The organism is Chloroflexota bacterium, from assembly GCA_016197225.1.
Lineage (GTDB): Bacteria > Chloroflexota > Anaerolineae > Anaerolineales > VGOW01 > VGOW01.
In genome coordinates, this window is sequence record JACPWC010000121.1 from 1 (window position 1) to 26,277 (window position 26,277).

Here is a 26,277-nt window from a genome sequence, read left to right on the forward strand (position 1 = left end):
AAAGCTCAGTCAACGAAGCTCTGGCAACCCTCAACAATTTGCCCTTGCCGTCTTTGCCCATGCTCAGCCTGGGCGCAGTCTTCGCCGCCGCCTCGGTCTTGTGGATCGTCGGCAACGGCCTGCTTCTAACTCGTGCCTACCAATTCAAACGTTAGCCTTAACTCTGTCATTCCGAGCCCCGAAGGGCGAGGAATCTCTACCCGGCCCCCGTCCGGGGATTCCTCGCCCGCTTCGCGAAACGGCTCGGAATGACAACAACTCAACTTTATGAATGACCTCATCCGCGCCACCCTGCTCATCTTCGGCTTCAACCTCGCCCTCGTTGCCTTCTTCGTCGTCCTCAACGCCCTCTTTCCACGCCGCATCGCCAGAACAAAGATGGTGGCCGACGCCATGCCGGGCCGCGCCTTTGCCGTCGGCCTGGTGAACTTCCTCTTCTTCGGGGCCATCACCTTCATCCTCTTCACCCTTGTCGGCCAGGTGGGCAACGAGTTGCTCAAAGTCATTTTGGCTTTACCGGCCTTGTTCTTTTTGTCGGCTTTGAGTGTAGGGTTGAGCTTCGGGTTGGCGGGCATGGTGCAACTCGTAGGCGAGCGCCTTGCCGCCAACCAAACCGAAATTCGCCGCACGATTTGGGGCGCGCTGGCCCTCAGCTTCGGTAGCTCACTGCCGTTCGTCGGCTGGTTTGGGCTGTTGCCTTACGCCGGCTTAATGGGGTTAGGAGCGCTTATTGTCAGCTTCTTTTGGAGGGAGCGGAGCGCAGAAGTCAGGCCTCAAGCTACGTAATTGCTCGGAAGAAAACAGGACGCAATTGACTCCTATTTGTGTAAAACTTATTCAAGTTAGCGGCGTAATTATGAAAAAATTAGCAGTTTACTTTCTGGTTAGTATACTGGTAACGGCTTGTGGAACTGTCGAAACCCCCACCCTGCCGCCACCAATTCCCTCGCCATTTGAATATTATGGCTGGGTGTCCGTGTTCTACACCGAGAGCAACTACGACTTGGAACGCATGGCAACTTATACAAATACTGCGTTTGCGACTTCTCCTGAACAAGCAAAGATTCTCTCTTCACTTGGTTTCAAACACATCATTTACATGCTTAATGAAGCCGCAGTTTTGGAGCAGATGACAAAGAATGAAAAATTGATCGTGCCAAATGAATCACAGACTGCGATCTTCTATCAGGATTTTTTGCCCGATTTCAGGGAAAAATTCTTCACTGCATACCACGATTATTTACTGCAACTAAAAGATGAACTAATTACGGCAGGCATGTACGATGCGATAGACGTATATTACATTGCCGATGAACCTGCCCTGCACAAAAACATTTACCTTGATCAGACATTTTTAGATCAATATGCAGATATATTCAAACAAGTTTTCCCCGACAAGAAAAGTGCAATCGCTTTTTCTGAGATTACAGACCCCGCTGTCATTGCATCCCGACCTGAAAGCGGACCCCACCTGGCGCCTCCTGCCAGTCTCGACATCATCATTGTTGACCCATACTTTTACGATCTGACTGGCGAGAAAGATTTACCCTGCAAACGGGATGTTATACAAAACTGGTTGTATTCTGAAAACCTCCTCTCGAATATAAATTGGGCGAAACAATTTAGCAAACCCATTATTGTTGCTGGGGATGCGGAAATTAAGGCAGGTCAGTCGCCGAAGGATTGTTATATCACCGAGACCTATCACATCCTGCAAGAGGACTCGTCTATCGCTGGACTGATCTGGTTCATTTACGATAAGGAGTACAGTGAAAGTGGTTACTTTACAGGCGCAGCCAATGATCCCGCACTGGTGCAGTTTATAGAGAATCTTGGAAGATAGGTTTGATACGGCAGGGATTCCCTGTTTAGCCTTTTTCAGGCGGCCTGCCTTGCTTTCGCCAGTTCTTGCCAACAAAGCGCGCAGCGGACGGGCGGGAGTCTGCGCGGTTTTCAAGTATTTTTCTGGCCTCGAGTTTTCCTGCTCCCTGGCAGAGTCCACGCCCGTCTTACCCGCCCGCTAACGCAAACCGTTAAGCCGATAGGATGCCGCTGGTATAATCCAGCGCATGTTGCTTCTCAAAAACCGTTTGTTCATCATCGTCACGCTTGACCTGGCAATTCTTTTGGCCGCTTGCGGCAACGCCAACACCACGCCCACGCTTGACCCTTTTGAATTTCAGACTCGCGTGGCCCAGAATGTGGCCGCCACGTTCTCCGCCGCGCCGCCCACCCTCACCCTGCCGCCCACTCAGGTGACGCCGTCGCCGGCTGCGGAAAGTTCAACGCCCACCCCAGCGGCGACGGCTGAACCGTCGTCCACGCCCGGGCCGACGGCCCGCTCGGTGCTCGATCCCACACTCGGTTATTACGCCATCACGCCCGAGAACACACCCGTCACCGCCGTGCCCAGCGCCGTGCCAAGAATCAAACTTGAAGACGACGTCAAGAACATCCTGCTCGTCGGCTCCGACACCAGCGGCGAAGAGTATCGCTCCGACACGATGATCGTCGTCTCGATCAACGCCACGGCCAAAACGGTCACGATGCTTTCCATCCCGCGCGACCTGTACGTGTTCATTCCCAAGAGTCTCGTTCAAATGGGCCGCATCAACAGCGTCATCAACGTCGCCAGAAATGCGCCCGAAGGCCCCCTGCCGCTTCTGGAGCAGACCATTCTCTACAACCTGGGCATTCCCATTCATTACTACGCCCGCGTGGATTTTGAATCGTTCAAGGCCATTGTGGACGCGCTCGGCGGCGTAGACATTCCGGTCACGTGCGCGTTTCAGGAATGGCGGCTCAAAGACCCGGCGCTCGACCCGGAAGTGGCCGACAACTGGGACCTCTTCACCCTCAACGCCGGCGTCCAACATTTGGACGGAAGCACCGCGCTCTGGTACGCGCGCGGGCGGCAGGTGGGCCGGGCCGGGAGCGGCAGCGATTTTGATCGCGCCCGCCGTCAGCAGGAAGTTCTACGGGCCATGTTCATCGCCGCCCGCAATCAGAATTTCCTCAACCCGGTGAAAGTAGCCGAACTCTATCAGCAGTTTTCGTCGGCGGTGGAAACCGACATGACTCTGGGCGACGTGTTGCAATTTCTGCCGCTGGCCGCCTCGCTTGACGAACTCAACATTCGCAGCTACAAAATTTCGCCGCCCTACACCCAGGGCTGGTCAACGCCCGGCAACGCCTCGGTGCAACTGCCCGTGCCGGACGAATTCTATAAATATGTTCAGCGGGTGATGACGGCGGGAAGCTCCAACCGCGCTTCGCAGAATCCATTTGTGGTTGAAATTTGGAATGGATCAACGTGGGCCGACGCCGACGATCTGGCCGCCTACCGGCTTCGCCTCGACGGGTTGGCCGTCACCCTGGGGGCGGCAGACCGCGCCAACTACCCGGCCACGACTCTCATTGACTACACCACCAGCGCCAAAGCCTCGCCGGTGGACTCGCTCAAGAAACTTTTGCGCATCACCGACCCGGCCAATATCATCGCCCAGCCCGACCCCAACTCGCCGGTTCAGTTCCGGGTCATCCTCGGCGCCGACTACAACTCTTGCACCTATCAGGTTGCGCCGCTTACCACCCTCACCCCCTCGCCCGTCCCCGCCTCACTCCCTACAGTCGCCGAAACGGCCACCCCGTCGCCGTAATTCTCGCCGGCCTAAATCACTGACATTACGCTGTCGAAAGAAATTCACCACAGAGATCGCAGACGCGGAGCGCACAGGAATCTCGGGTCTCCCGGCTTGAGCGTGAATTGGGACGCAGACGCAAAGCGCGCAGATGAACGCAGATTTTGTTTTTTATCAGCGAAAATCAGCGCGCAGAGCGTCTGCGTCCCAAAATTTTTTTTCACGTTAAATCTGGTAGAGCCAGATTTCAAAGGATTTCTCCGCGCTCTCTATGTGCTCTGTGGTAAAACTGCGTAAGGCGAGTTAATTGGTTTCACGAGGTCAGGCGCTTGAGTCGCGCTTGAACAGCGGCAGTAAAATCCTGATCCCGCGAATCAGCAACCGGGTGACAAACACCAGCGGGTTGACTACAACGCTGGTGATGGTGACCCACAGACGGACGAAGCCAATGATCAGGCGCACGAATCGGTCGGCTCCCCACAGAAACAGGGCCAGGGCCAACACGATGGCGACCGCCGATCCCATCGTCCGCAAAACCTGGTTGAGTTTGTTATTCGGGGTTTCGGTCATTATTACCTCCTCATGATGAAGCGCCGGCCGGAGAGGCGGAGCACGGTATACAGCGCCCGCATGATCTCGGCCCGCGAAATTTTGGTCTGCCCGGCCATGCGGTCTTCGTAAACGATTGGCACTTCGGCCACCCGCCAGCCCTGGCGTTGAACCAAATAGAGCATCTCGATCAGGAACGAGTAGCCTGACGAGAAGATGCCGTTCAAGTCAATCGATTCCAGCACCTGCCGCCGGTAAAGGCGAAACCCGGCGGTGGTGTCTCGCGCCTCCAGCCCCAGGGCAAAGTGGGCGACGAGGTTCGCGCCGCCGCTCAGGACTTTGCGATACCAGGGGCAGTAGAGCATGTCGCCGCCGGGCACGTAGCGCGAGCCGATGACAAGATCGGCGGTCTCGGCCCGGGCCAGCATGGCCGGGATGTAGCGCGGGTTGTGCGAAAAGTCGGCGTCCATCGTCAGCACGGCCTCAGCGCCAAGCTCGAAGGCCCGCCGAAAGCCGGCAAGATAGGCCGTGCCCAGCCCCAGCTTGCCGGAACGATGAACGACCCTCATTCGATTCGGGTGGGCGGCGGCCCATTCTTCGGCGATGTCCCCGGTGCAGTCGGGTGAACCGTCGTCCACGTTGATGACGTTCACGTCCACCGGCAGAGCAAAAATCTCTTTGAGCAGATGGGGTAAGTTTTCAGCTTCATTGTAAGTTGGAACGATAATGTAGGTTTGCAAGTCTTCTCTCTCGTCAATCTTTTACCAGAAACACTAACATCGCCAGCCAGAACCACGAGTAATTCAGCACACGCCGCGATTTTACCAGCCCGCCGAAAAGCAGTGTGGCCAACACCAGCCCGCAACAAAAGCGGAGCATGGCGATTGGCTCGCGAAAGGTGGAGAACGGCGTGAAGGGGATGATAACAGCATTTGCGCCCAATGCCCAAACGTAGGGATGCCAGTTGCGGCGCAGAACTTCGCGGGCCGAGGCGGCGATGCCCCAGACTGAAGGGAACATCACCCACGGCCCGAGAAAGAGCAGGAAGACAACGAACACGATAGCGTTGAGGGGCAGAATGCGCCAGACGCCCATGAAGGGAACGATCTCAAACGGCGTGCCCTTGCAACCGCCGGAGCCGAGTCCGAAGCTTCCAAACAATTTCCAGAGTACAAGTTGCCAAACGACAAATGGCAAGGCTGATAAAGCTGACAACGAGACCAGGCGGCGACCGTCGCGAGAAAAGAGAGAATACGCCAGTTGAGCCGCCACAAATAGAATGGCCGTTTCTTTGGCAAAGACCGCCAGCCCGAAGAACAGGGCCGCGAGCCAAATTCGGTCCCGTCTATCCAACAAATACGCAAAGACAATGAGGCTGTAAGAAAGCGGCTCGGCGATGTCGGTTCGCACCGACACAACCAGCCCCGGCCAGAGGCCGTAGACAAGCGCGGCCCAGCGGATCGCGCCGAGAGCGGTTAGCAGTTTTTCGAGCACGGCGGTTCCGGCAGTTTGGGCGATGAGGTTGATCAGGACAATTGTCCAGGGAATGAGGCCGGGCTGGCTAAACGCCAGCAGGCGCGCCAGCAGAGGCAGAAGAATGCGCTGGTAACGATAAGCCGGAACATCGAGGGCGGGCGCAACACCTGAGGGAGATGGATCGCGAGCGATGAAGTAAGTGAACTGGCCGTCATAGCCGGGATCGTTTCCGTAGCAATCGGTTGTGCCGATTTTGGCGAAGGCCAGCGGGTCGCCGTTGTTGCGCGCAAGAATGAGGCCCAGGTAAACAACGTGAGCCAAAAGAACGACAAGCCAGGGTTTGACGAATTTTTTCACGATTGATGTAAGGCAGGGGCGAAGTAGTCGGAGGCTGTGCTATGAGTTCATCGGAGTATTTGCCCGACTGCTTCGCCCTTACGTTGTCCAATCCACCACAAACTAACCCAAACAAGGATCGAAATCGCGCTCACGATCAATCCCAGCGTGACCGAGAGGGGTGCGTATTCAAACACAACTTCGTGCTGACCGGCAGGCACGGCAACGGCCCGGAACAGGTAGTTTGCCCGCAAGAGCGGTTGCGGCTCGCCGTCCACGAAAACGCGCCAGCCGGGGTAGTAGGTGTCGGAGAGGACGAAGAAGCCGTCGCGCTCAAGGACGACGGTTGCTACAAAACGATTTGGATCGAGTGGGAGGCCGGCTCTTTCGTCAGTCGCCGGTTCTATGACAACCTGTGCGTCAGGATCGAAGGCTGGGTCAGTGATGGCGCTCAGGGCGGCCAAGCCGTTTGGAACGGTTAGCGAATCGTAGACCAGGCGCAAGCGGGCTGTGTTCGCCTCGCGCAGCGACACAGCACCCATCGGTTTGACGAGAGCGCGAACGTCGGCCAGGTCGAGCAGGCGCGGCGAGAGTTCCATGGCCTCCAGATAGTTCACGTAGCGTTCAGGCTGGAGCGGGTCGAAGTTGTTGGCCGAAGCGATTCCATCAAGCGCCGGGAGGTTGGGCAAAAAGGAGGCGCGGAGCCTGTCGGGGGCGATGTCGTCGAATGACTTGAAGCGGAAGAACTCGCTGAACTTGACTCGATACTCGTCGTCGGAAAATTGGTAGAGGCGGCCTTGGGCAAGCGAGAAGGCGGGCTTGAGATGATACAGAAAAGGATCAATGGCCGGGTTGAGGCGAACGGCGGCCAGGCCGAGGTCGAGAGCGATGAAGGCCAGAACCAGCCATTGCCAGCGTTTCGGTTCGGCGGGCTGGGCCAGAATTAAGAGAAAGGTTCCCAGGGCAACGACGGCGGCCCCGGCGAATCCGCCGGCGATGACGACGGCGGTCTTGCCGGTCATCATCAACACGGCAAGGAGACTCAAGATCAGAGTCGCGCCGCTGGCCGCCAGTCCCAGCCGCGCCCAGTAACGTTTGCGGGCTGAGGCCTGCCAGCGGTCGGCGCCGATGCCGGCCAGCAGGCTGACGGCGAACGTGTACCAGACCAACATGCGGGCTGGGGCCTGGAAGAGATCGAAGCCAGGAATGAAATGGTAGAAGAACGGGAAGACGGGCGTGTTTTTGCCGAGGGCGAGAGTGACGGAGATGACGATGGTTGTCAGAGAAAATATCACCACAGAGCGCACGGGGAGCGCGGAGTTTTGCTGGAGGGTTGTTGCCCGATTTGCGTGGCGCTTGCGGATAAGAGTCGCCAGCGCGTAACTGGCGAAGAGCAATGGCAGAAGACTCAGGTAAGCATGATCTTCCCAGTAGGTGGCGTAGCCAAGATAGTTGTGATCGGCAGGGTGGCCGAAGAGGTTTGGGGCGACGAAGGTGAGCAAGCGCCAGGGCCAGAGTGAGTAGGTGGCGACAAATTCGTATTCGGCGGCGGCGGCGCGAGGCGATTGGCGCAAAAGCTCGTAAGTGGGAAGGAGTTGAATGGCGGCCAAACCGACGGCCAGCGCCACGGCCAAGATGAAGTTGAGGCTGTTGCGAAGCAAGGTTCGCCAATTGCTAAACGAATGGAAGATGAGCCAGGTGGTGGCGAGGAGCAAGGTGTAGAAGGAGGTTTGGGCGTGACCGGCGAGGAGTTGGAGGGCGATGAGAGCAGAGAGCCTCGCCGCCCTCGCCCCCACCCCGGCTTCGCCATCCCTCCCCCGCTCCTGCTGGAGGAACACCAGCAGGAGCGGGGGAGGGGACGGGGGTGGGGGCGAGGCCGCAAGCACAATCCAGGGGAGCCAGGCAACAGCATTGTTGATGGTGATGAACCACAATCGCCCGGTGGAGTAGCCTGAAAGACAAAAGGTGAGGCCGACGACGGCGACGCCAAAGTTGCCGAGGTTGAGGCGGCGAGCCAGGCGAACCATGCCTACACCTGCCAGCGAAAGGTGTAGAACGGCAAGGGCGCTGATGGCAATTTCGGGAGGCAGAAGGAGGGCCAGCCAGTTGGGCGGATAGAAAACTGCGGATTGATAATTCGCCATGAGCGGCGCGCCCATGCCCAGAGACGGAGTCCACAGTGGCAGGCGGCCTTCGCGCAAGGCCTCGTTCACCAACACGCGCCAGGGCACAAACTGGAGGGCGGGCAACGCCCAGTACAACACTTGCCCGCCGAAGACCAGCCGCCAGAAGAAGAGAATTGGGGCAAGGGCGGCGATAATCTCCGGCCAGTGTTGTGCCGCCCATGCTTTTAGCTGATCACGATTCAAGAGTTGAGGCATTATTGGCCGGGCTTGAGTGACCAGACCGAGTAGTCGCCGGACTCGAAAATTTTGATCAGGTATTTGGCTTGAAGCGCCGGGTCAAAGCGCCCGAGGTTCTGCTCGTGCGAGCCGACGACGACGTAGGGCGCGCCCATCAACGAGTAATCCGAAAACCGGCTCTCGCCCGGAGTCCGGGCGCTGTAAAACGCGGCGACAGTATCGCGCTTGGTCTCAAGGTAGGGTGTCTCGGGGCCGTGGCCGATATAAGCCACAAGATAGCCGTAGGCCGGGAGCGAGTTGCCGAACTCAAACGACGACAAGACTACTTGCCTGGGCGGCAGACTGCGCGCCAGAAAAACGTACGTTGCCACCTGATCTTTGGTTTGATAGATCGGCTCGGCATAAGTGGATACCGCCGCCAGCCCGCCAACCCAGACCAGGGCTGTGGCCGGCAGGGAGACCGCCACCAGCACCAGCGGCGCATACCGTCGAATACGTTTTCCCACTTTGAGGCGGCTAAACCGGGCAATGCCCGCCGTCAGCCCCAGAATCGCCAGAGCCACCAGCGGCAGTTGTGCGCCCTCTGCCAGCCGTCGTTGCAAGTTGTAAGGAAGATAGAGCAACATCGGCAGAGTCAGCATCCAACCGAGCGCCAGCGCCCAGGCCGCCAGATTGCGACGATAGAGCGAGCGCAAGCCAAACAAGCCGGCCAGCGCCAGCAGGCCCCAGGCCGAAAGGTAATGCCAGGGCGCGGGCGAGAGAATGATGTTCTGTGCGCTCCAGGTCTGATAAGTTGTGTCGAGGTTGAAAAGCAAGAAGGTGTAGAGAACAACCGGAACTCCGCCGGAGGCGGCCAACACGGCCACACCTAACGCGCGCGTGGCCGTGCCGCCCAGGTCAACACCGCGAATCAATTCTGACTCGCCTTGCCGGAATGCAATCAACATCAGGAGAACGATGTGGGCCGTCAGCAGAACAAAGATGATGAGCATGTAGAGCGGCTGGACGAGGGTCATGAGAAACCAGGCCGCTCCGGCGGCGAACGCCCACAGCCAGCGCCCGCGCACGGCCCAGAGATAAAACAACAGGCCGCCGAGAAAAAAGACTCGCGAGGCCGAAAGATGCGGCAGGCTGTAGAGATCGAGAAAAGTGAACGCTTCCGGAGAATAAAACTCCAACGGGGTCCCCGGCGCGCGAAGAGCGGCCAGCAACCACCCCAGCCCCCCGCCCAACCCGACGAGGATCAACCCCAGCCGCCGCTGGCGCACCAACGGCAACAGTTCGGCGAGGAAGAGGTAGGAGACGAGCAACAGGGCGAAGCCCCAGAAGAGCCGGGCGGCGTGATAGCCGAAGACCAGGGCGCCATGAAGCCGAAGCGGGTCGCCCGTGCCGACAATCCAGCCGATGAACTTGCCAAGCAGGATATAAAACAAAAAGAAGAGCGAGCGCGAGTGTTGTTCGACGGCGTAAGGCATTTGAAACAGCCACTGGCCGTGAGCGCCCAACTGCATTTTTGCCAGATACGAGTTGCCATCCTCAACGCCGATGACGAAGCCCGAAAACCGCCAGGCCTCATTCGAGCGCGCCAGGCCAACCAGGTAAGGCGCGGCGGTGAACGACATGACCAGCGTTGAAAAAATAACAGCCCACAACCACTCTTTTAGTTTGATGCGGATCATGAGTCGGCTTTGTGTTGTGTCTGATGATAAAAGAAATAACCGGCAACGACCAGCCAGGCAAGGCCGCTGACTGCCAGGCCTAAATATACAACGAATGGCCGGAACTCAAAGATGACTTCGTGTTCGCCTTCGTTTACCGTCACTGCCCGAAAGAGACCGGCTCGTTCCACGTCAACAGGCTTGCCGTCCACCTGAGCCACCCAGCCCGGATACCACACTTCGCTCAAAACCACCTGCCCCGGCCCGCTGGTCGTCACCACAATTCGATTTGGACTCCAAAATTTCAGAGCGCCGCCGCGTACACGTCCGGCATCGTGAGTATTCTTATAGATTCGAGTCGAACCAATTTGCGTTTGGAGCTCAAACCCTTCGGCCATGCTCAGGGCAGGCCCCGCGCCCCTCAAGTCAAACTCGCTGATCACAAAGCGCGCGTTCAACTCGCCAAGCCGTTCGGCGCTTGGCACGGCGTTTGCATTTACGGTCGCGACATCTACCACAGCATTTTGATCACCGCCCTTGAACGGCGGCTGGGTTTCGCTGTAGCCGCTGGCGTTCACGCCGGTTGCCTCGCGCAGGAAAGCCACCGTGCCGGCAAGTTGAATTGGGTTCACACCATCCACCTGCTCAAGACCGAATCGAGCGGCATCTAATTGGGGCAGGCTGTACGAAGGCGAGTATACACGCCACTTGCCCGGTTGCCGGCTCAGCCACTCGGCGGCGGCGCTTTGAGGCGCGGGCCGGGCTTCAATGAGCGATGAATTGAACCAGAGCAGTTCGCTCATCATAATGATTGTCAGAATGATGACGGCCTGTTTGAAGCGGAGACTGAAGAGAACAGCCGTCAAGACAAGCGCCAGGCTAATCAGCCCGATCAACGATTTGGCCGCCACTGCGCTCCCACCGATTGCCAAAATCCACCCGGCGGCGATGAGGCCGACCGTCGCCAGATTCCACTTGCGCCCCGCCAGCCGAAAGCCGTCTTCTAAAACCGCCGCGCCGCGCACCGCAAACCAGCAGGCCGCCAGGCCGACGATGAACCAGGCCCGTGACGGGACGCGCAACAATCCGAGGCCGGGAAGGCGGGCAAGTAAATTGAAAAGCCCGGCATCCGAACCTAGCGACCACCAAATTGCAAATGCTAATAAGAATATAAATGCGAACCTGCCTACACGATCTCGGCTCTTGAACAGCCCGATCACAGCTAAGGTCAACGTTGCAATCCCGGTATAAGTCATTAGCTCGTAAAAGCCGCCCAGGTTAGGGAGGAACAGGCCAAGCAAATCGGATGGGCGCAAGGCAAAGATGTTCGCGTCTTCAACTGTCAGCGCCGCCCGCGACGACTGCTGGACAAGTTCAAGCATGGGCAACCACTGCCCGGCGGTCAACGCGAAGAATAGAAGGACGCAAAGTAATAGCGAACGAAGCGAAGCCGACGAGCGATTCCGGCTCAGCCATAAAATGATCATGGCCGCCCCGGCGTAGACTGACCAGCGAACGTCGGCAAGAAAAATGACCGCCCAGATCGTGGAAGCAAGAAGTTTTTCTTTCGTGCTTTTTCCTTCTGCCTTTTGCAAGAGCCAGGGCGACCACGAGACGGCGAAGACGAGCGAGAGATGCCCCGCGCCGACATGGGCAATGAGTTTGGGCAGACCGGCAAAGGCCAGCCCCCCCAGCAGTGACGGCCAAACCCCGAATCCGTCGGCCCGCGCCCAGCGAAACATCCCCCACCCAGCCCAGGCCAGATGCAATATCAATAGCAGGTTGAAAGCGAACGGCAGGGGCAGGATAGTCGTCAGCCAGTTGGGCGGATACCATAACCCGGAAAGCGGGTCGGCGACAAATGGCGCTCCGCCTAAAATGGACGGGTTCCAAAGAGGGAATTGCCGGAATTCAAAGAGGGAGCGGCGCAGAAATTCGGCGTTCGGCCAGTGCGAGATGAGCAGATCGGAAAATTGGGCGCGAGGGGCCATTAAAACCCAGGTTGGGTGGGGCAAAAGAGGCCAAAGCAGAGTGACGGCCCAAACCAGAAAAACCGGCAGGCCAGGGCGAAATGGGGACGCCAATGGGCGCATAGGCGGCATTTTACAACAGTTCTTGTCTAACTTTTGGAAGCGTGCTAAAGTAGCAGGGCATTAGCACGCACAATCACAAACGAGCGTCTTCGGGGAGAAACCAAATATGGCTTTACGGGAAATTCCAGACATCGTTGTCGGGCGATTGCCGGTTTATCTTCGCGCCCTGTCGCGCATGGTTCAGGAAGGCCAACGGATCACATCGTCCAAAGAGCTTGGCGAGCGGCTGGGAATCAGCTCGGCCCAAATTCGCAAAGACCTTTCGCATTTTGGCGAGTTCGGTAAACAGGGCACGGGCTACCAGATCGAGTTTCTGATCCAGCAACTGCAACGGATTCTCAAAGTGGAGGCCGAGTGGGAAGTGGCGCTGGTGGGCGTGGGCGACCTGGGCCATGCGCTGGCTCACTACAACGGCTTCGCCAATCGCGGCTTCCGCATCACCGCCCTCTTCGACAGCGACCCGGCCAAAGTAGGCATGAGCATCAACGGGTTGTCGGTTTTGGATGCGGTGAACATGATGCAGGAGATTCGGGATCGCGGCCTTAAGATAGCCATGCTGGCCGTGCCTGCCGACAAAGCCCAGCCCGTGGCCGATCAGTTGATCGCCGCCGGCATCAAAGGCATTCTTAATTATGCGCCCATCAACCTCGCCGTGCCCAAAGGCGTAAAAGTGCAGTACATTGACCCGGTCATTCACCTTCAGCGAATGACGTTTTACCTGCCGCCTGAATAGAACTAAACTCAACGAAGCGCCGCCACGCTAATTTTGCGAACCGCTCATAGATCTATATTTATCAGCAATTGAGCAACGGAGGCTAACATGGCCGAGACGGCGGAAAAACCGATGGAAAAAATCAGCCTGGATGATCCCCAGCTTTACATTAACCGTGAGCTAAGCTCGCTGGAGTTTTTTCGCCGCGTGCTTGAGGAAGCGCAGGATGAAAAGAATCCGTTATTGGAGCGAGTCAAGTTTCTGGCTATCGTCGGCTCCAACCTGGACGAGTTTTTTATGGTGCGGGTGGCCGGCCTCAAACAGCAAATTGCCGCCGGGGTGGTGGACATTCCCGCCGACGGCCTGATGCCCGCCGAGCAGTTGGCGGCCATTCGCAAGGCCTCACTCAAACTGATGGAAGAGGCGCGAAAGTGTTTGCGGGAGCAACTGCTGCCAAAGCTCCGCGACTCCGGCATTCAAATTCTGAATTACGAAGAACTGAACGACAAGCAAAAGGCCAACGTCAAAGATTATTTTGACGAGGTGATCTTCCCGGTGCTCACCCCGCTGGCGTTCGACCCGGGCCGCCCCTTTCCTCACATCTCTAACCTTAGCCTGAATATCGCCGTTCTCATCCGGGGCAAAAAGAACGGAGAACATTTTGCCCGGCTGAAAGTGCCGGGAACCCTGCCCCGCCTGGTGCCCATCAAACGATCGTCAGGCGGGACTCGCAAAGACGGCACCGTGCCTTACAACCATTACTTTGTGTGGCTGGAGCAGGTGATCGCCGCCCACCTCGACGCCCTCTTCCCCGGCATGAAGGTCGTCGAGGCGCATTCCTTCCGCGTCATCCGCGACGCCGACACCACCATTCAGGAACTCGAAGCGTCCGATCTGCTGGAATCCATTGAGCAAAGCGTTCGCCAGCGCCGTTTCGGCTCGGTGGTGCGAGTCACCCTCCACGAGACCATGCCCGATCACATCCGAAACATTTTGATCGAGAACCTGGAGCTGGAGCGCAACGACATCTACATTACCGAAGGGCCGTTGGACTTGAGCAGTCTGATGAGTCTATACAGCATTGATCGTTATGACTTGAAAGAGACGCCCTTCGTGCCCGCCGTCCCGCCGTCGCTGGACGGCAAGCTGGCCGACGGCAACATTTTCGCCGCCATTCGACGGGGCGACATTTTACTGCACCACCCCTTCGACTCGTTTATGCCAGTGGTCGAGTTTATGCAAACCGCCGCCGGCGATGCGGACGTGTTGGCGATCAAGCAAACGCTCTATCGGGTGGGCCGCAACTCGCCGGTGGTCGAAGCGCTTCTGCAAGCCAGCGAGGAAGGCAAGCAGGTGGCGGTGCTGGTGGAACTCAAGGCGCGGTTCGACGAAGAGAGCAACATCACCTGGGCCAAAAAACTTGAAGCCGAGGGTGTCCACGTCGTTTATGGCTTGCTGGGGCTGAAGACGCACTCCAAGATCGCGCTGGTGGTTCGCAAAGAGGGCGAAGGCATTCGCCGCTACGTTCACCTGGCAACCGGCAACTACAACACGGTGACGGCGCAGTCCTACACCGACCTGGGCCTCTTCACCGCCGACGAAGACATTGGGGCCGACGCCACCAATCTGTTCAACTACCTCACCGGCTACTCCGAGAAGAAAGACTACCGCAAACTGCTGGTCGCGCCCATCAACCTGCGCTCGCGCATGGAAGAATTGATCAAGCGCGAGATCGAGCAGGCGCGCAAAGGCGAGAAGGGCCACCTGATCTTCAAGATGAATGCCCTGGTGGACAAGCCGATGATTCAGTTGCTCTACCAGGCTTCGCAGGCCGGGGTGAAGGTGGATTTGCTGGTGCGCGGCATTTGCTGTTTGCGGCCCGGCATAACGGGAGTAAGCGACAACATCCGGGTCACCAGCGTGGTAGGCCGCTTCCTTGAACACAGCCGCATCTTCTATTTCCGCAACGGCGGGGCCGAGGAGATTTACGTGGGGAGCGCCGACCTGATGCCGCGCAACATTGACCGGCGGGTGGAAGTGCTCTTCCCGATCCAGGGCCAGCAATTGATTCGTCATGTGCGCGACGAAATTCTGGAAACGTACCTGAACGACAACGCCTCGGCCCGCCGCCTTCTGCCTGACGGCAGTTATGAGCGTCTGAAACCGGGGAAACAAGGGCCGCTCGCCAGCCAGGGCTGGTTCATCAACCGGCGGCCATTGCCGGTCAAAAAATAGGGGCGCTGTGACCGCGCCCCTACTCTGTCTTTCGGCTCCGGCTGGCTCGCACGATTTCGGCGAGCAAACTTTCTTCGTGCCAGCCGCTCACCTGGCTGGCCGGAACACCCATCTTATCCAACAACGCCTGCAAGATGCGGCGGGCCAGGATCGAGCGGTTCGCCAGCTCGTAGCGGCGGCGGAGGAAATCTTCGGCTATTTCGATCTCGTGGCCGCTCAACCGTTCGACAGGCAATCCGGCCACTGCTGCTGAGGCCGACCCGGCCACCACCGACAACGGCGGCTTGACCGTCAAACTTTCCAGCGTGATAGCCGCCCGATCATGCACCACCAACGTTCCCGCCGCCAGGTCGCCCAGTCGCCGCGATTGCTCGTTGATGAACATCGTCACCACGCCCACGCCGTAGTAGGCGGGCAAGAAATCCACCAGGCGGACGAGATTGCGGATGATTGACTCGGTGAGCGTGAGCGGAGTGCCATCCGTCCTGATCACGCGCAGGCCCACCCAGCGCTTGCCGGGCGACTGGCCGTTCCAGAGCATTTCGAAGAGGATGTAGTAGCCCCAGAGGAAGGCAAACGAGATGAGGCCGAAGATGGCTATCAACCAGGCAACTACCGGGCTTTCAGTGTCCAGCCGATCTACGAAAAAGAGTCTGGCGAACAGGATTAACGCCAGCAGGACAATGATCTGCAAAACGAAAATGATCAGCGTGTCCACCAGCGCCGCCAGAAAGCGCGACCCGATGCCGGCCACTTTGTAGCCAAAGGCCACGTTCTCCGGCGTCTCAATGCTCAAATAATCTTCAGGCTGTCCGTTCGACATCATCACTCCATCTATGCAACCCGATCAATTTCTTCAATCTCGTCAGGCGAATTGGAAAGCCCTCACTCAACTGCTCGACCAAAGTCAGAGCGGCGTCGAGCGGCTGTCCACCGAAGACATCAACCAGTTGGGCCGTCTCTACCGCGCCGCCACTTCCGATTTAGCAGTGGCCCAGCGCGATTTTCCCAACCAGAGGGTGACTGCGTATTTGAATCAACTGGTGGCCCGCGCCCACTCGGTGCTTTATCGCAGTGAGCCGTTATCGTTCAAACGCCTCTTGCATTTTGCCACAACGGGCTTCCCGCGCGCTTACCGCGAAACCTGGGTGTTCACGCTCACGGCGGCGCTGTTGCTAATTATACCGGCGCTGGCGGCGGGCATTAGCACCGCCCTCGAACCGGCCAGCGCCCGCTGGCTTCTGCCGCCCGAAGCGCAATATCTGATCCCGGCCATCGAAAAGCAGGAGTTGTGGGTTGACATCCCGATTGAAGAGCGGCCTTACGCTTCCTCTTTCATCATGCGCAACAACATTCAGGTGGCCTTTCTGGCGTTCGGCGGCGGCATGTTAGCCGGCCTGTTCACAGTGTGGGCGATGATCTTCAACGGCCTGATTCTCGGCGGGCTGACCGGCCTGACGACGCATTACGGCGTGGGCTTCGAGTTGTGGACGTTCGTCATCGGGCATGGCGTGATCGAGTTGAGCGTGATTTTTGTGGCCGGTGGATCGGGCCTGACGCTGGGCTGGGCGATTCTTCAGCCGGGACTGTTGCGCCGCCGCGACGCTTTAGCCGTCGCCGCCGGAAAAGCCGTGCGCCTGGTCATTGGCTGTGTGCCGCTGTTGGTGCTGGCCGGGACGATTGAGGGCTTCATCTCGCCAGCCGAAAACATTCCCTGGCCGATCAAATGGGCGGTTGGGTTGGGGAGCGGGGTGTTGTTGTATGGGTATTGGCTGAGAGGGGGGAGGAACAAATCACAACCTCGCCCTCGCCTTCAACTCCAAATACCGGTTGATCACTGAAATCGAAAGCTGGTTGGCCGGCACATCCAGCGCCTGCACGCCTTGCCGCCTCAAGGTGTCGAGCGTCACTTGCCGCTCGTCGAGCAGTTGCTCTGCCGCCGCGCGCTGGTACACGGCCACTGAGCTTTGTGGTCGTTGCCGGGCTGCCGCGTGAACGTCGGGGTCGCTGATGGTGACGACGAGCGGCAGACTGCGCCGGGCCAGCACCGACACGTGCGCGACCAACGACTGCATACTCAAGCCTCCACTCAAGTCGGTAAAAATCACAACCAGCGACCGCTTGCGTTGTTTGAGCGCCAGGTAACTGAGCGCGCGCCGGTAATCCGGCTCCACTGGCTCGGCCTCCACCGCGTACAGCAATTCGAGCATCCGGTAAAACTGCCCCCGGCCCTGCTTCGGGCTGATGAAACGGGAAACGTCGTCGGCGAATGTCATCAGGCCGATCTTGTCGCCCTTGCCGGTGGCAACGTAGGCCAACAGCAGAACGGCGTTCACCACGTAATCCAGCTTAGCGATGTTGGCGACCGGGCTTTGCATCATGCGGCCCGTGTCCAGCACGGCGATCACGTTCTGACTGCGCTCGGTTTGATACTCGACGGTGACGGGCCGGTTGCGGCGGGCAGTGGCCTTCCAGTTGATGCGGCGAAATTCGTCGTCTGGCAGGTATTCACGCAAACGCTCGAACTCGGTGCCTTCGCCAAACATGCGCGCGTGGCGCAGGCCCAACTCCTGCAAGCGGTTGCGCCGCAAGAGCAAATCGTAGCGGCGCACGTCGAGCAAGTTGGGGTAGACCTTCACCGGGCCGGCGGCTTCAACTCGCGCCTGGCGGGTCATCAAGCCCAGCGGGCCGTTCCAACGCAAGTTCAAATCGCCAAAACGATAATCGCCGCGCCGCAGAGGACGCACGTGATACTGGCCGCGCCACGCGCTTTGAGCGGCGGCCATCCCCGCGAACAAACGGGACTCGATCTCAAACGTGTCGGGCGGCTCGTCACGCAACCAGAAGACAGCCGGGCGTCGGCTCCGATTCCGAACCGATAACTCGATCAGGTTGTTCGCGCCGAGATTGAGTTTGGTGTCGTGCCGGCGAGTCACCTCAAAGCGGCGGATGCTCTCAGCCAGCCGCCAGTCGAATGCCAGCAGAGCAAGGCAAAGCAGAACGTAGAGTCCGGCCACCCACTGCAAGGCGGGCGCCCAGGTTCCAGCCGCGATGATGGGCGCGGCCAGCAGTAGCAGTAAAATTCCGCGCGTGGTCGGCAACATCAGCGAGGCACTTCCACCTGGCCGAGCAGGCGGCGAATGACCGCGTCGGCGTCCAGCCCTTCGATCTCGGCTTCGGGCTTGAGCAGGATGCGGTGGCGGCAAATGGGCAGAGCCACAAACTTCACGTCGTCGGGCGTGACGTAGTCGCGGCCTTGCAAAGCGGCGTATGTTTTGGAGGCGAGCAGGATGTGCGTGGCGGCGCGGGTGCTGGCCCCCAGCACGATGTCGGGCGACTGGCGGCTGGCGGCGGTGAGACGGGCGATGTAATTCAAGATGCCGTCTTCGACGAGCACTTCCTTGATCACCTGGCGGGCCTGGGCAACCGCCTCTGCCGGGATGAACGGCTTCAGTCCAGCCGCTTCCAAATCGTGAGCGTCGAAGCCGTGATGATAGCGGCGCAGAACTTCCACTTCGGTGTCCAGCGGCGAGTAGGGAACCAGCACTTTGAACAGGAAGCGATCCAGTTGCGCCTCGGGCAGAGGGTACGTGCCTTCGTACTCGACCGGGTTCTGAGTGGCGATGACCATGAAGGGCGCATCGAGCAGGTGGCGCTCGCCATCCAGATTCACCTGCCGCTCCTCCATCGCTTCCAACAACGCCGATTGAGTCTTGGCCGGCGAGCGGTTGATCTCGTCGGCCAGCAGGATTTGAGTGAAGATTGGCCCCTTCTTGAGATTGAAGCGCCCGCTGGCAAGGTCGAACACGCTCGTGCCCAAAATGTCGGACGGCATCAGGTCGGGGGTGAACTGGACGCGGGTGAATTTGGCTTGCACCAGTTGGGCCAGCGTTTTCGCCATCAGCGTCTTGGCCGTGCCAGGCACGCCTTCGAGCAAAACGTGGCCGCCGGTGAGGAGGGCGACCACCAAAAGTTCAAACGACTCTTCCTGGCCGACGATGACTTTCTCGGCCTCCTGCCGCAAGCGACGAAACAGAATTTGGATGTCTTTGAGTTGCATGTGATTAGCGTAGTGCGTATTTCGTAGTGCGTATCACCTGCAAAACGAGATACGCACTACGAAATACGAAATACGTTTACGTGTCCTTCACCCAGCCGGCGACCTCTGCCGCAAGCTGGATCATTTCATTCTCGCTCACGTTGCGCCGCGAGAGCCGGGCCAGCAAATCCAACAGCGCCTTCTCGTTGCAGGCTGGGTCGTACGAGGCCAGCCGGGCGGCGTATTCAGGATCGGGCAACGCGGGCGGCAGGCGGTAGCGATGCCCCAGCGCGCGTTTGAGCGAATGATGATACTGGCGCAAGACCGCCCGCCGATGCCCGGCCCGGCGGTTGAGGTTGGCAATGGCGGTGATATATTCGAGCGGTGCGCGCCGGGTGATGTCTTTTGCCAGAGGCACGGGGCGGCCAAAGCGGCGGCCACTGAACAGCAAAGCTAAAAAGATGACGACGGCCACAAACAACAATGACCGCCCGGCGGGCGCGGCAAACAGCCAGTCGGTTGGGCCGGCCAGATCGGCGCGAGTGGATCGCAGACCGTGATGCCATTCGTCGAACCAGATCGCGCCGGAGCGGCGGGCGGCAGAGATGAGATTGAGCGCCAGCGCCGGGTTGCCCGGCTCTTTTAAACCGGCGTTGGAGAACGGGTAAGCCGTCGCGCTGACAATCACCCGCCCCGCCCCTTTCTCAAACGACACCACCACCGGCCCGCCCTCGACAGCCAGCAGAGTGGCAAAATCACTGCGCTCCGTTTCAAAGTAAGCGAAGGCGCGAACAGTGGCCGGGGCCGTGAGTGGCGGCGAGTTTAAGAGCGGCGCTTGCGCCGCCAGCGCGGTGGCTTCGGCGCTCAGATAAGCCAAAGTGAAATCGTAGTGGCGGGCGGCAAAGGCGGCGGCCACCCCATCACCGGCCACCACCAGCGTGCCGCCATCCTCAATCCACTGATCAATCAACTCCCACTCGCCCGGCGTAACGCCCACCACCGGCTCCAGCATCAACATCAACCCGGTCTCGTTCGGCACTCTGAATATTTCAAGCGCCTGATCGTCGGGCTGATAGCCAAGTTCGTCGAGCCACAGCCACAGCGCGCGCGCGCCGTCCGGTGCGGTTGAACTGCTGGCCAGCGCCGGCGGAACTTCCTGTTGGGTCTGACCGATGGCGGCGAGGACGGTGAGGATCGCCAGCACCACAAACAAGCCAATCGCCAGCCGCGAGTCGCGTGAGAGTTTCATTTCTGGCGGCGCAGTTCTGCCACGCGGGCGGCAAACTGTGAATAACTGGCGTCGTCCAACGGCTGGTAGCCGTACCAGACACGGTCGAACACTTCGACCACATCGCGCAAGACACCGGCCACTTCGGGCAGGTGAGCCACGCTCCGCAAATATTCGCGGTTGGTGAGCGAGCGGTCGTAGCGCAACAGCCCGCGCTCGTCGAGCAACAGCAGGGTGGAGAGATACAAGTAACGCACGGCGGCGCGATAATCGCCGCTGGCCGACAGCGTTTGCGCTCGCTTGAGGGCAGTCTCGGCAGTCAGTATTTCGTCGGCGTCGCTTCCGTCGAGTGTTGCTTCGGCCTCGGCCGCAAAGCCGGCGAACAGACTGCGGGCCGCGAACGCCAGAACCAACAACAGCGCCAGCGTTCCCAGCCCGGTGATGATGTAGCCCAGCGCATTGCCATCAATAATCATCTGATCCGGCAAGAGCCGGGCCACGAAGCGCCAGAAGGCCTCTTGCAACTTTCGCCACCATTGCTCCAGCAGTGACGGCTGATCCGTTTGCCATTGAAATTCGGGCCGGGCCAAAATGTTTTCCAGCGCGCGAATGTCTTGCGCGTTGTGCTTGGGCGGCGGCCAGGCGTCATGAGTCGAACGCATGGCGGCGAGCAGGTCGTTTAGTTTTTTGAGATCGGGTGGATTGGCGCGAAGTTGGGTAACGAGGAAAGTGTGATCAACGGCGACGACTGACCCGTCGGGCAGGGACACGGCAGTGACGGCCTCCCACTCAGTGGCGGCGGTCACCAGTTTGGGGGCGGCGGACTCTGGCGATTCCCCTTGCAGAGTCGTCACCAGAGTCTGCGTGTCTTGGAGTCTTCGCCAGTATTCGTCGAGCGGCAGTGGCGAGTCACCGGCCTGGGCCGGGCCGACTATCAGCCCCAGCAAGACCAGCGCCACTAACGAGAGGTAGCGTCTCACAACCGTTCAAAATCCGGCAGAAGCGAGTCCGATCGCCGCTCCAATTCCGGCAAGCACAAACACAAACACGAACCAGAGCACGCCCGCGCCGATGGAAAGCAGAGCAAAGTAACCCATCTCGGTCATCGTCACCAGGCCGCCGCTCTGGGCCTGAGGGGCCTGGGCCACGGTTTGCATTGCGCCGCCTTCGTTGCCGGCGGCGGCCCCGGCCAGCAGGGCCAGGTCAAAGCCTTCGGTGCGAACGCGCAAATCGAAATACATCAACGTCATGTTCGTCAACTGGAACGGAATGTAGATCAGGCTGAAGACAAGGCTGACAATAGATTGAATGATGGTTTGCAGGGTAAAGGCGGTGGTGGGATCATCCGCAAAGACAGGGTTGCCGAAGAGCAACTGTAGAACCAGAGTCGCCAACGTGGTCGGGCCGGTGACGATAAGCTGGCCGAAAAGAAAGAGAATGAACACGAAGCCCACCACCCACCAGAACCGCCGCCGGGCCAGGTCCCACGCCCGGCGAATGACGCCGGAGGCGCTTTGATTTTCCAGAACGAGGACGGGCGCGATGAGGGGCGTGATGACTGCCGAGAAGAAGGCGATCATGCCCAATCCGGTCAGCCAGCCGACGCACGGCACAATGAACCAGATGGCGAGCAAAAAAACGATGACGATCGCCAACACCAACGCCAGCACTAACTTCAACCAGGTGCTGCCTATCTTCTTGTAAGCGTCGAGGATGTTGACGCTCTCGCCGAGGTAGTTGTCGGCTACGGCGCGAGTCAGAGCGGCGGTGGCGACGCCGCTGACAAGAACAAGGCTGAGAATTGCCAGAAAGATAGTGGCAAGCTGGCCCAGAAGATATGTTGGCGTAAAAATGGAAGATGGAGTGACCGGAGCGCCGCCGGCCAGCCGCGCCACAGTTTCCCCGCTGGTCAACAGCGAGACCAGCAACGAGATCGCCGTCAGCGGCACTTGCACAATGGCGATGATGCCGACGAATGTCAGGAAATTTTTCCGGTAGAGGCGGACAGCTTGATCGAGCAGTTCGGCAAGGGTCAGGGGGCGAAGATTGGCTGAGCCGGTCATATGATTCTCCTGTCGAAGATGAAAACTGTGATGTCAGCCAACTATACACGGCTTCGCCAATTCGCGCTTGCGTGAGTAGGGGCGAAGCATTCGGAAATCAATCTCGCAGTTCGCCAAGCGCCCCGCCCCGCGAAGCGTGCTTCGTCCCTACATCCTCTTCGCTTCTTCCCACAACACATCCATCTCTTCCAACGTCAGCGCACTCAATTCTCTGCCTTGCGCCTTTGCTCCGGCTTCCACGTAAGCAAAGCGTTTGGCAAACTTCTCGTTGGCCTCACGCAGGGCAACTTCGGGATCAATGTTCAGCCAGCGCGTCCAGTTGACGATGGCAAAGAGCAGGTCGCCCATCTCTTCGGCCCTCGCCTTCTCACCTTCAGCCGACTCGATCTCGGCCATCTCTTCGTGAATCTTGGCCTTGACGCCGCTCACGTCCGGCCAGTCGAAGCCGACGCGGGCGGCGCGAGATTGATAGGTGTGAGCCTGAGCCAGCGCAGGCAGGGCCGCCGGGATGCTGGACAGCAGGCCGTTTTTCTTCTTCTCAGAATTGCCCGCCCGTTCCTGTTCTTTGAGCTTTTCCCAATTCGCTAACACTTCCCCGGCCCCGCTCACTTTCAGGTCGCCGAACACGTGCGGGTGGCGGCGAATGAGCTTGGCGTTGATGTCGCCGATCACGTCGGCCATGTGGAACTCGCCGTCGTCAATGGCAATTTGCGTTTGCAGGACGACTTGCAAAAGCAAGTCGCCGAGTTCTTCGCGCAACATCTGCGGGTCACCAGCGTCGAGGGCGGCCAACGTTTCGTAAGCTTCTTCCAGCAAATGCGAGCGCAGAGTCTGGTGCGTCTGCTCACGATCCCAAGGGCAACCGTCGGGCGCGCGCAGGCGGGCGATGGTGTTCTGGAAAGTCTCGAACGAGCCGGGGCGGGTGATGGGAGAGATGAAGAGAGAGGAGAGATGAGAAATGTGCTCTGAATGATCGATTTCATGCAACGGCAACCACTCAACTCTTTCATCGGGCGTGCCGACGGCGTGGACGAGGGCCACTTCGTGATCATCGTTATACTGATTCATCAGCGTCAGCTTCACGTCCGAGGCCAGGCCGGCGCTGTAGAGTTGGGCGACGAGGGCGGGCGTGTCGGGGCTGAACGAAGGATGAGCGCGAGTTGCCAGATCGAGGGCGTCGGCGACGAAAAGGCCGGGGAGCGCGTCCACGTTCAACGCCAGCAGAGACGGCTCCACAAAGCTGAGTCCGGCGATGAGGCGCACCGGCAAGTTCATCTCGGCGGCGCGTTTGCGAATCCCTTCCACCGTCGCTTCGCCCACAGCCGGGTGGCCGGGCACGGCGTAAATCACGCCTTCGGGCCGCCGGCCAAGTTCCAGCACGCGCTCGACAATCTGCCGGTACACCTCTTCAAACTTTTCGGTCGCATCGTAAATGTCGTCGAACGAGTGAACGGTAAGCGTGGAGGGCAAGCCGTCCAGAGTTGGATGACGGGCGGTGCGGGCATAGATTTCTGTGGCGCTGATGAGCGCGTCCCACGCTTCACGGGTGAGGTGATTTGGGTTGCCGGGGCCGAGGCCGAGTATGGTGATCATGGGCGGTATTGTACACGGGTTAGTTGCCGACGAAAGGCCGCGTGGCGCTTTTCCAAGTTGCGCCTGTCCTGGCGCACAAACTGTCTTCATCCCGATTTCATCTTTCCCTGCTAAACTCCCTTCAATCCCAAAGAGAATCTTTATGCGCGTATTGATTGTCGAAGACGAACGAAAAATTTCAGCCTACGTCAAACGCGGCCTTGAAGAGCAAGGCTACGCAGTTGACGCCGCTTTCACCGGGCGTGAAGCACTGGATTGGGCGGACACGGTGACGTTCGATGTCATTGTGCTGGATATTCTGTTGCCAGAACTCGACGGTCTGGCCGTCTGCCGCGAATTACGAAAGCGCGGAGTCCGCGCGCCGATCCTCATGCTCACGGCCCGCGACGCGGTGGACGATCGGGTAGCCGGGCTGGACGCTGGCGCAGACGACTATCTCGTCAAACCATTTGCTCTCAAAGAACTATTGGCTCGCCTGCGCGCGCTCACCCGTCGCGCCGCCGATGCGCCAAAATCGGCGCTATTGGAGATCGGCGATCTGAGTCTCGACACCCTCACCCACCGGGTCAAACGCGGCGGCAAATTGATTGAACTCACCGCCAAAGAATATGCCGTGTTGGAATGTCTGATGCGCGAGCCGGAGCGTGTCCTGACCCGCACTATGATTGCCGAGCATGTTTGGAATTACGATGTCTTCAATCAATCCAATGTGGTGGATGTTTACATCCGCAACCTGCGCCGGAAGATTGACGATGGCTTCGAGGTGAAACTGATCCACACCATTCGTGGGGCAGGCTATCGCCTGTCGGCAGAGGACGATGAAGCGGCTTAGGACTCTGCGCGCCCGTTTTGCCTTGTGGGTGGCGGCCTTGCTTTTAGCCGTCCTCGTCGCCTTTGGCGCGCTGGTTTACTTCAGCCTGGCGCGTGACTTGTCGGCGGCCATAGACGACTCGCTGCAGTTGAGCGCCTCGCAAGCCATCGCCGCGGTGAACATTGAAAACGGCCAAATCAACTTCGCCGACAGCATTCCCGAAAACCCGACTGTAACCACAACCGGTGAGCGCGATTTGACCATTCGCATCTTCAACCCTGGCGGGCAGATCATTCAGGCATCCGGGGAGTTTAGCGCCTGGCCGGCCACCGCCGCGAGCATTACTGCCGCCCGACAACAACGCTCAACTTTTGAAACCCTGGCCGACCCCAAGGAGCAAATTCTCGTGCGCTTCTACACGGGGCCTATTATCGAGAACGGCCAACTCATTGGCATCGTTCAAGTGGCCCAGGACCTGGAAGATGTGCAAAAAACTCTCAACCGCTTGTTGCAGGCCTTACTCATCGGCGGGCCGTTATTGGTCCTGGTGGCCGCGTTCGGCGGCTATTTCCTTGCCGCTCGCGCCCTGGCCCCGATTGACCAAATCATTCACACGGCTCGGCGTATCTCTGCCGAAGATTTATCGGCCCGGCTCAACCTGCCTGCCACCGACGATGAAGTCGGGCGGCTGGCGACAACCTTTGACGCCATGCTGGCGCGGTTGGATGAGTCATTCAAACGCGAGCGGCAGTTCACCGCCGACGCCTCACACGAACTCCGCACGCCCTTGGCCGCCATGCAAGCCATTCTCGGCGTCATTCGCGAAGAGCGCCGCACCCCCGAAGACTACGAGCAAGCCCTCAGCGACATATCCGAAGAGGCCGACCGCCTGCGCGCCCTGACAGAAGATTTATTGCAACTGGCGCGCGGCGACACTCAGTCGCCTGCCGCTTACGCGAAAATTGATTTATCGGCGTTGCTCAACGATGTTGCCGACTCACTCCGCCCACTGGCCGAAGCCAAAGGACTGGCGCTTAATTGCAACATTCCCAATGGCTTATTCCTCTCCGGCGAGATGGACGGGTTGATTCGGCTGTTTGTGAATCTGGTAGAGAACGCTGTCAAGTATACCGACGACGGCGCGATCACCCTCTCAGCCCAGGCCGAGGCCGATCAGCTCCGGATCATTGTGGCCGACACCGGCCCCGGCATCCCCCCGGAGCATCTCCCCCGCATCTTTGATCGTTTTTATCGCGTGGACGCCTCGCGCACTCAACGCGGCGCAGGCCTGGGCCTGGCCATTGCGCTGGACATTGCCCGCGCGCACGGCGGCGCGATTGAAGTGAGCAGTACTCTGGGCGCAGGATCAGCATTCACCGTACAACTGCCCGGATTAAGATAATCGCGGTTTCGTTTCATGGTCACTTCATCTCCCCTGGCTATAGTGTAGCTAACACCGGACGACGGCGTGTCGCCCGAA

At 59.1% G+C, this 26,277-nt stretch carries 22 protein-coding genes; 9 read left to right on the plus strand and 13 right to left on the minus strand.

Annotated features, from left to right (window positions below; all coding sequences use genetic code 11):
• From HYZ49_20410 to HYZ49_20425, 4 genes are all read left to right on the plus strand, one after another.
• Window positions 1–155: hypothetical protein (locus HYZ49_20410; protein MBI3244648.1), on the plus strand; the 155-nt coding region annotated here is incomplete at its 5' end.
• A 112-nt stretch (window positions 156–267) separates the two neighbouring features.
• Window positions 268–786 (plus strand): hypothetical protein, encoded by a 519-nt coding sequence (locus tag HYZ49_20415; protein MBI3244649.1) that lies wholly within the window; start codon window positions 268–270, stop codon window positions 784–786.
• Window positions 787–856: 70 nt separating this feature from the next.
• Window positions 857–1,843 carry a hypothetical protein gene (locus HYZ49_20420; GenBank protein ID MBI3244650.1) on the plus strand — a complete coding sequence of 329 codons (987 nt, stop codon included), beginning with the start codon at window positions 857–859 and terminating at the stop codon, window positions 1,841–1,843.
• Window positions 1,844–2,069: 226 nt separating this feature from the next.
• Window positions 2,070–3,659: an LCP family protein gene (locus HYZ49_20425; GenBank protein MBI3244651.1), complete on the plus strand. Its 1,590-nt coding sequence runs from the start codon at window positions 2,070–2,072 to the stop codon at window positions 3,657–3,659.
• 303 nt (window positions 3,660–3,962) lie between these two features.
• Here the strand turns inward: HYZ49_20425 and HYZ49_20430 are convergent, their stop codons facing one another.
• The 6 genes from HYZ49_20430 to HYZ49_20455 are packed head-to-tail and all read right to left on the minus strand — an operon-like array spanning window position 3,963 to window position 12,014.
• Window positions 3,963–4,211 carry a hypothetical protein gene (locus HYZ49_20430; protein ID MBI3244652.1) on the minus strand — a complete coding sequence of 83 codons (249 nt, stop codon included), beginning with the start codon at window positions 4,209–4,211 and terminating at the stop codon, window positions 3,963–3,965.
• A gap of 2 nt (window positions 4,212–4,213) precedes the next feature.
• Complete coding sequence (locus tag HYZ49_20435; protein ID MBI3244653.1) at window positions 4,214–4,930, minus strand: polyprenol monophosphomannose synthase; 717 nt, start codon at window positions 4,928–4,930, stop codon at window positions 4,214–4,216.
• A gap of 13 nt (window positions 4,931–4,943) precedes the next feature.
• Entirely contained in the window at window positions 4,944–6,023 is a 1,080-nt protein-coding gene (locus tag HYZ49_20440) for a hypothetical protein (GenBank protein ID MBI3244654.1), read from the minus strand.
• Window positions 6,024–6,070: 47 nt separating this feature from the next.
• Window positions 6,071–8,383 (minus strand): YfhO family protein, encoded by a 2,313-nt coding sequence (locus tag HYZ49_20445; GenBank protein MBI3244655.1) that lies wholly within the window; start codon window positions 8,381–8,383, stop codon window positions 6,071–6,073.
• Window positions 8,383–10,044, minus strand: coding sequence for a hypothetical protein (locus HYZ49_20450; protein ID MBI3244656.1), 1,662 nt, complete (start codon window positions 10,042–10,044; stop codon window positions 8,383–8,385). The genes HYZ49_20445 and HYZ49_20450 overlap by 1 nt, the downstream gene beginning before the upstream one ends.
• Window positions 10,041–12,014: a hypothetical protein gene (locus tag HYZ49_20455; protein MBI3244657.1), complete on the minus strand. Its 1,974-nt coding sequence runs from the start codon at window positions 12,012–12,014 to the stop codon at window positions 10,041–10,043. Before HYZ49_20455 ends, HYZ49_20450 begins: the two co-directional genes overlap by 4 nt.
• A 208-nt stretch (window positions 12,015–12,222) precedes the next feature.
• On the opposite strand from HYZ49_20455, the gene HYZ49_20460 reads away from it, so the two are divergent.
• Window positions 12,223–12,849 (plus strand): redox-sensing transcriptional repressor Rex, encoded by a 627-nt coding sequence (locus tag HYZ49_20460; GenBank protein MBI3244658.1) that lies wholly within the window; start codon window positions 12,223–12,225, stop codon window positions 12,847–12,849.
• A gap of 87 nt (window positions 12,850–12,936) precedes the next feature.
• Window positions 12,937–15,063: a polyphosphate kinase 1 gene (ppk1, locus tag HYZ49_20465; GenBank protein MBI3244659.1), complete on the plus strand. Its 2,127-nt coding sequence runs from the start codon at window positions 12,937–12,939 to the stop codon at window positions 15,061–15,063.
• A 19-nt stretch (window positions 15,064–15,082) separates the two neighbouring features.
• Here the strand turns inward: ppk1 and HYZ49_20470 are convergent, their stop codons facing one another.
• Window positions 15,083–15,886 carry an RDD family protein gene (locus HYZ49_20470; GenBank protein ID MBI3244660.1) on the minus strand — a complete coding sequence of 268 codons (804 nt, stop codon included), beginning with the start codon at window positions 15,884–15,886 and terminating at the stop codon, window positions 15,083–15,085.
• 13 nt (window positions 15,887–15,899) lie between these two features.
• Here HYZ49_20470 and HYZ49_20475 point away from each other — a divergent pair, with 13 nt between their 5' ends.
• Window positions 15,900–16,904: a stage II sporulation protein M gene (locus HYZ49_20475; protein MBI3244661.1), complete on the plus strand. Its 1,005-nt coding sequence runs from the start codon at window positions 15,900–15,902 to the stop codon at window positions 16,902–16,904.
• On the opposite strand, the gene HYZ49_20480 is transcribed toward HYZ49_20475, so the two are convergent.
• The 6 genes from HYZ49_20480 to mazG all read right to left on the minus strand — a co-directional run bounded on the left by HYZ49_20480 (window position 16,857) and on the right by mazG (window position 23,986).
• Window positions 16,857–18,167, minus strand: a complete 1,311-nt coding sequence (locus HYZ49_20480; GenBank protein ID MBI3244662.1) for a DUF58 domain-containing protein — start codon at window positions 18,165–18,167, stop codon at window positions 16,857–16,859. The genes HYZ49_20475 and HYZ49_20480 overlap by 48 nt on opposite strands.
• Entirely contained in the window at window positions 18,167–19,123 is a 957-nt protein-coding gene (locus HYZ49_20485) for a MoxR family ATPase (GenBank protein ID MBI3244663.1), read from the minus strand. Before HYZ49_20485 ends, HYZ49_20480 begins: the two co-directional genes overlap by 1 nt.
• A gap of 76 nt (window positions 19,124–19,199) precedes the next feature.
• A complete protein-coding gene (locus HYZ49_20490; GenBank protein MBI3244664.1) occupies window positions 19,200–20,351 on the minus strand; it encodes a DUF4350 domain-containing protein in 1,152 nt (383 codons plus the stop codon).
• A complete protein-coding gene (locus HYZ49_20495) occupies window positions 20,348–21,310 on the minus strand; it encodes a DUF4129 domain-containing protein (protein ID MBI3244665.1) in 963 nt (320 codons plus the stop codon). The genes HYZ49_20490 and HYZ49_20495 overlap by 4 nt, the downstream gene beginning before the upstream one ends.
• Before the next feature lie 6 nt (window positions 21,311–21,316).
• Window positions 21,317–22,393, minus strand: a complete 1,077-nt coding sequence (locus tag HYZ49_20500) for a hypothetical protein (protein ID MBI3244666.1) — start codon at window positions 22,391–22,393, stop codon at window positions 21,317–21,319.
• Window positions 22,394–22,540: 147 nt separating this feature from the next.
• A complete protein-coding gene (gene mazG / locus HYZ49_20505; GenBank protein MBI3244667.1) occupies window positions 22,541–23,986 on the minus strand; it encodes a nucleoside triphosphate pyrophosphohydrolase in 1,446 nt (481 codons plus the stop codon).
• A 142-nt stretch (window positions 23,987–24,128) separates the two neighbouring features.
• Between mazG and HYZ49_20510 the strand changes: the two genes are divergently transcribed.
• Both HYZ49_20510 and HYZ49_20515 read left to right on the plus strand, forming a co-directional pair.
• On the plus strand, window positions 24,129–24,818 hold the full coding sequence (locus HYZ49_20510; protein ID MBI3244668.1) for a response regulator transcription factor: 690 nt from the start codon (window positions 24,129–24,131) through the stop codon (window positions 24,816–24,818).
• A complete protein-coding gene (locus tag HYZ49_20515; protein MBI3244669.1) occupies window positions 24,805–26,199 on the plus strand; it encodes a HAMP domain-containing protein in 1,395 nt (464 codons plus the stop codon). Before HYZ49_20510 ends, HYZ49_20515 begins: the two co-directional genes overlap by 14 nt.
• The last annotated feature ends 78 nt before the right edge of the window (window positions 26,200–26,277 follow it).